6 protein-coding genes and 2 tRNA genes are annotated in these 5,379 nt (G+C 68.1%); 2 read left to right on the top strand and 6 right to left on the bottom strand.

Features of this window, described 5'->3' with window-relative positions; genetic code table 11:
• The 6 genes from VFF46_RS12165 to VFF46_RS12140 all read right to left on the bottom strand — a co-directional run.
• A partial coding sequence (locus VFF46_RS12165) for an extracellular solute-binding protein (RefSeq protein ID WP_325037193.1) occupies positions 1–348 on the bottom strand: 348 nt, incomplete at its 3' end.
• A 130-nt stretch (positions 349–478) separates the two neighbouring features.
• A tRNA-Glu gene (locus VFF46_RS12160) sits at positions 479–554 on the bottom strand.
• A 79-nt stretch (positions 555–633) separates the two neighbouring features.
• Positions 634–705, bottom strand: a tRNA-Gln gene (locus tag VFF46_RS12155).
• A gap of 120 nt (positions 706–825) precedes the next feature.
• Positions 826–1,740, bottom strand: a complete 915-nt coding sequence (locus VFF46_RS12150) for a type II CAAX endopeptidase family protein (protein ID WP_325037192.1) — start codon at positions 1,738–1,740, stop codon at positions 826–828.
• Complete coding sequence (gltX, locus tag VFF46_RS12145; protein ID WP_414673060.1) at positions 1,737–3,245, bottom strand: glutamate--tRNA ligase; 1,509 nt, start codon at positions 3,243–3,245, stop codon at positions 1,737–1,739. The genes VFF46_RS12150 and gltX overlap by 4 nt, the downstream gene beginning before the upstream one ends.
• Complete coding sequence (locus VFF46_RS12140; RefSeq protein ID WP_414673059.1) at positions 3,238–4,026, bottom strand: fumarylacetoacetate hydrolase family protein; 789 nt, start codon at positions 4,024–4,026, stop codon at positions 3,238–3,240. Before VFF46_RS12140 ends, gltX begins: the two co-directional genes overlap by 8 nt.
• Positions 4,027–4,072: 46 nt before the next feature.
• Here VFF46_RS12140 and VFF46_RS12135 point away from each other — a divergent pair, with 46 nt between their 5' ends.
• Together VFF46_RS12135 and VFF46_RS12130 are read left to right on the top strand one after the other, a co-directional pair.
• Positions 4,073–4,549 carry a GNAT family N-acetyltransferase gene (locus VFF46_RS12135; protein ID WP_325037194.1) on the top strand — a complete coding sequence of 159 codons (477 nt, stop codon included), beginning with the start codon at positions 4,073–4,075 and terminating at the stop codon, positions 4,547–4,549.
• Positions 4,546–5,379 (top strand): 3-methyladenine DNA glycosylase (locus VFF46_RS12130; RefSeq protein WP_325037191.1); only part of this gene is annotated, 834 nt, incomplete at its 3' end. The genes VFF46_RS12135 and VFF46_RS12130, both read left to right, overlap by 4 nt.

Genomic DNA, 5,379 nt, shown 5'->3' with positions numbered 1-5,379 from the left:
GAACCCCTTCGCGGCGAGCTGCGAGACCCGCGGCTCGTCGACCGTGTAGACGTCGATCCCGGCGTCCTTCGCGCTCAGCCGCTGCTGCATGGTGGCGTTGAACTGGTCGAACGGGATCTGCGTGTAGGTGACCTTGATCCCGGGGTTCTTCGCCTCGAAGGCTTTGATCACCGGCTGGTAGGTCTCGGCGTTGTCGGTGCCGGTGAACGTGATCGTCCCGGTCTCGGGGCCCGGGTCGGCCGTCTGGGAGCTGCCGGAGCCGCCCGAACCGGACGAGCCGCCGCAGCCGGCCAGGAGCAGGGCCGCGGCAACCGCCGCGGCCGGTAGAGCGAAGAGGTTCCGCCGCACAGCGATCCCCTTTCCAATCGCGCAGGGAGGTCTAACCGCTTAGACTCTAAGCGCTTAGACCTGAAGGTGTCCAGAAGGTGGCCGGAGAACGACGAAGGCCCCCGTCCGTGAGGACGGGGGCCTTGCTCTCTGGTAGCCCCGACGGGATTCGAACCCGCGCTACCGCCTTGAGAGGGCGGCGTGCTAGGCCGCTACACAACGGGGCCAGAGGTGCTGTCGTCCGGACCTTGCGGTCCGGGCAACGAGGTTGAACTTTACCGATTTTATCCGGCGCGGTCCAATCCGCTGGGGTACCAGGACTCGAACCTGGACTAACTGAACCAGAATCAGTCGGGCTGCCAATTACCCCATACCCCAAAGGCATTTTCACTGAAGTCAGAGAGTTTGTTTCCGCCCTCACCAACCCGGCTCGGAGAGCTTACCCGAGCATGCGACCGGACACCAAAACGGGCCCCCGTCGGCGGGTTGTCACTCCCGTCACACCCGTCGCGGAGCCACTACCGGCAGTCTCGCCGGCGGCAGCCCGGACTCCTTCGTCAGCTTCATCCGGTCGGTCATCCAGACCGCGATCGCGCCGAACGCCACGAACTTCAGTACGTCGACCACCACCAGCGGCCAGGGCGCGTCCTTGACCTCGAGGCTCGCGCCGAGGCTGTTCGTCAGCGCGGCGAACACGAACGTCACGACGTTGTTCGCCGCGTGCGACGCGATGCCGGCCTCGAGGCCGCCGGTCCGGATCGCGAGGAACCCGGCGACCAGGCCGAACGCGAGCCGGTCCACGAACAGCGCGGGGCTCTGCCAGGGCCAGATCCCGTGCGCGAGCGTGAACAGGATGCCGGTGACGACCACGGCCACGACCGAGCCGCGCAGGTACGTCCCGACCGCCTGCAGCAGGTAGCCGCGGAAGTAGTACTCCTCCCCCGCCGCCTGGATCGGTGACGTCAGCAACGTGACCACGATGACCGCGACCACGTCCGGCGCCGCCGACCCGCCGTGCCGCTCACCGGTGGCGAGCGGCACGTTCCCGAACTGGACGACCGCGAAGGCCAGCAGCTCGAGCGCGATCGCCACCAGCGAGAACCACGCCAGCGGCCGCCAGCGGAGCTTGCCGACCACCGACGACAGCAACCCGGGCGTCTGCTTGTTCAGCAGCCTCGCGACCAGCATCGACAGCGGGATCAGGATGATCAGCGTCAGGTTCGTCGACAGCAGCCCGAACCAGGACAGCGTCCCCGGCGGGTCCTTCCGGATCCCCTGCTGGAGGCCGAGGATGATCACGCCGCCGAGCATCCAGCCGACCAGGATCGTCAGCGTACCGAGGACGACGTACACGCGCGGCGTGACGTCGTTCTTCAGCAGCCGCTGGTACGGCGTACCGCTCATGCCGGTCATGACAGGGTACGGCGGGCCTGCTCCAGCCGGCGCAGGGACTTCTCCCGGCCGAGCAGCTCCAGCGACTCGAACAGCGGCGGCGAGATCCGGCGCCCGGAGATCGCCACCCGGACCGGGCCGAACGCGTTCTTCGGCTTCAGCCCGAGCCCCTCGATCAACGACGCCCGCAGCGCCGCCTCGATCGCCTCGGTCGTCCACTCGACGTCCTTCAGCGCCTTCGCCGACGCCTCGAGAACGGTGTCCGCGTCACCGGTCAGCACCTTCGCGGCGGCGTCCGGGTCGATGGTGAAGTTCGCGTCGTCGACGAACAGGAACCCGAGCATGTCCACGGACTCCGACAGCGTGTTCATCCGCTCCTGCACCAGCGGCACCGCGGCCTTCAGCACCGCGGTCTGCTCCTCAGTCGGCTCTGCCGGCAGAACACCCGCCTCCGCGAGGAACGGGATCATCCGGCGCGCGAACTCGTCCGCCGGCAGCATCCGCATGTGAGCCGCGTTGATCGCCTCACACTTCTTCGGGTCGAAACGGGCCGCGTTCGCGTTCACCTTGCGGATGTCGAACGCCGCGATCATCTCCTGCATCGTGAAGACGTCGCGGTCCTCGGCGATCGACCAGCCGAGCAGGGCCAGGTAGTTCAGCAGGCCCTCGGGCAGGAAGCCGCGGGCCATGTACTCGCCGAGCCCGGAGTTCGGGTCGCGCTTGGACAGCTTCTTGTTGCCCTCGCCCATCACGAACGGCAGATGCCCGAACCGCGGGGTCCGGCCGGTGCCGACGCCGATCTCGGCGAGCGCCTCGTACAGCGCGATCTGCCGCGGCGTCGACGGCAGCAGGTCCTCACCGCGCAGGACGTGCGTGATCTCCATCAGCGCGTCGTCGACCGGGTTCACCAGCGGGTAGAGCGGGTAACCGTTCGCCCGGACCAGGACGTAGTCGCCCAGGTTCTCCGGCAGGAACGTGATCTCGCCGCGGACCAGGTCGTCGAACACGATCGGGCGGTCCGGCATCCGCAAACGGACCACCGGACGGCGGCCCTCGTCGACGTACGCCTTGACCTGCTCCGGCGTCAGCGTGCGGCAGTGGCCGTCGTACCCGCTGTGCTGGCCGGCAGTGCGGGCCGCCTCGCGACGCTGGTCCAGCTCCTCCTGCGAGCAGTAGCAGTGGTACGCCTTGCCCGCGGCGAGCAGCTTGTCGACGACATCGGTGTAGATGTCCATCCGCTCGCTCTGCCGGTACGGGCCGAAGTCGCCGCCGACCTCGGGGCCCTCGTCCCAGTCGATGCCCAGCCAGCGCAGCGAGTCCAGCGTGTACTGCAGCCCTTCGGGGGTGTTCCGGGCGGTGTCGGTGTCCTCGATCCGGAGCACCAGCTTGCCACCGAAGTGCCGGGCGAACGCCCAGGCGAACAGCGCCGTACGGATGTTCCCGACATGCAGGAGGCCGGTCGGGGAAGGGGCGAAGCGCAGCCGCACCTCGGTCGGTTCGAGGTCGCCCAGCACGTCGTCAGTCACGCACGATCACCTTGTTCGTCAGAGTTCCGATTCCTTCGATGCTGACCGAGACCTGGTCGCCGGGCAGCATCGGGCCGACCCCCGCCGGGGTGCCGGTGAGGACCACGTCGCCGGGCAGCAGCGTGGTGAAGGAGGTGATGTAGGCCAGCACCTCCGCGATGTCGAAGATGAACTGGCTGGTCCGCCCGTCCTGCTTGGGCTCGCCGTTCAGTTCGGTGCTGACCCGCAGGTCGGCCACGTCGAGCTCGGTGCTGATCCACGGGCCGAGCGGGCAGAACGTGTCGAACCCCTTCGCCCGGGCCCACTGCCCGTCGGACTTCTGCAGGTCGCGGGCGGTCACGTCGTTCGCGATCGTGTAGCCGAAGATCGCCTCGTTGACCCGCTCCTTGGGCAGGTCCCGGACGATCCGGCCGATCACGATCGCCAGCTCGCCCTCGAAGTGCAGGTCGTTGGTCTGCTCGGGGTACACGATGCCGTCCCGCGGGCCGATCACGCTGGTGTTCGGCTTCAGGAAGATCAGCGGCTCCTTCGGTACGTCGTTGCCGAGCTCGGCGGCGTGGGCCGCGTAGTTCCGCCCGACGCAGACCACCTTGCTGCGCGGGATCACCGGCGCCAGCAGCCGGACGTCCGCGAGTTGCAGCTTCTCCCCGGTGAACTGGGCCGACCGGTAGAGCGGGTCCGAGTCGAGAACGTTGACAGTGCCGACGAGCCCCTCGGGGTCGTCGGTCTCGACGACGCCGTACTTCGGCTCGTCGTCCACGGAGAATCTGGCGATACGCACGTCGTGACTCTACCGTTGGGCGGAATGAGACAGTATTCCGGTGACTATGAAGATCCGGTTGGCTGACTCTTCGGAGTACGACGCGGTCGGTGAGCTGACCGTGGAGGCGTATTCGCACGACGGTTTCGTGCGCGGTGAGTACGCGATGACGCTGCGTGCGGCCGCGGATCGTGCCGCCAAGGCGGAGCTGTGGGTGGCGGCTTCGGGCGATGGCCTGCTGGGGACGGTTACCTACTGCCCCGTCGGGTCCGTGTACCGCGAGATCGGCCGGGACGACGAGGGCGAGTTCCGCATGCTCGGCGTCGCCGGCCGGGCGCGAGGTCTGGGAGTCGGTACGGCGCTCACCCAGCGGTGCATCGACCGCACCCGTGAGCTCGGGCAGCGGCGGATCGTGATGTGCAGCGCCAGCTACATGACCACGGCCCACCGCCTGTACGAACGCCTCGGCTTCACGCGTCTCCCGGAGCGTGACTGGGCCCCCATCCCAGGCGTCGACCTGTACGCCTTCGCCCTCGACCTATGACCACGCTGACGCTTGCCGAGTGGACGTCGTACGCCGAGGCTCATACTCGGCGGGTCGACGTACTGCTCGCGGGTCACCTGGAACGGCGAAAGCACCGGGAACCACATCCCGTCGAGGATTTCCTCTTCACCTATTACCCCACCCGTCCGAACCAGTTGCGGATCTGGCATCCCGGGCCTGGGGTACGCCTGGAGGGCGGGGCCGTTTACGAAGGCCGCCGCGGGTACGTCGTCGTCGACGGGGTCGCTTCGCTCGACCCGGCCGAGGTGGAACGCCGTACGGACAGCATCAAGTGGATCCGCGCCTTGCTGTCCTCCACGCTGGACCGGCAGCCGCAGTTCGGGTGTTTCGGCCTGCACGAGTGGGCGATGGTGTACCGGACCCCCGAAGTACGGCACGCCGCCTGGCCGCTGCGATTGGGGGCCGAAGGCACCGATCAGGTCGTCGAGTCGCACAAGATCGGCTGCTCCCACTTCGACGCGTTCCGGTTCTTCACCGCGTCCGCGAGACCTTTGAACGTCCTGCAGCCGACCCGCGAGTCCCAGCCGTTGCTGGAACAAGGCGGCTGCCTGCACGCGAACATGGACCTGTACAAGTGGGCCTGCAAGCTGATGCCGTTCACCCCGAGCACACTGGTCCTGTCGTGCTTCGAACTCGCCCGCGACATCCGCACCCTCCACATGCGCGCCTCGCCGTACGACCTGGCCGCCCTGGGCTACTCCCCCGTCCGCATCGAGACCCCCGACGGCAAGGCCGAGTACACAGCAGCCCAACGCACCTTCGCCGACCGAGCCCGCCCCCTCCGCCGGCAACTCGTCGCCCTCTGCGAC

Source organism: Kribbella sp., assembly GCF_035655035.1.
Taxonomy (GTDB): domain Bacteria; phylum Actinomycetota; class Actinomycetes; order Propionibacteriales; family Kribbellaceae; genus Kribbella.
This window is presented reverse-complemented; position numbering and strand designations above follow the sequence as displayed.

Excerpts from the sequence above, each read along its gene's own strand:
- VFF46_RS12150 (WP_325037192.1), bottom strand. The coding sequence starts at position 1,740 with ATGACCGGCATGAGCGGTACGCCGTACCAGCGGCTGCTGAAGAACGAC.
- VFF46_RS12135 (WP_325037194.1), top strand. The coding sequence starts at position 4,073 with ATGAAGATCCGGTTGGCTGACTCTTCGGAGTACGACGCGGTCGGTGAG.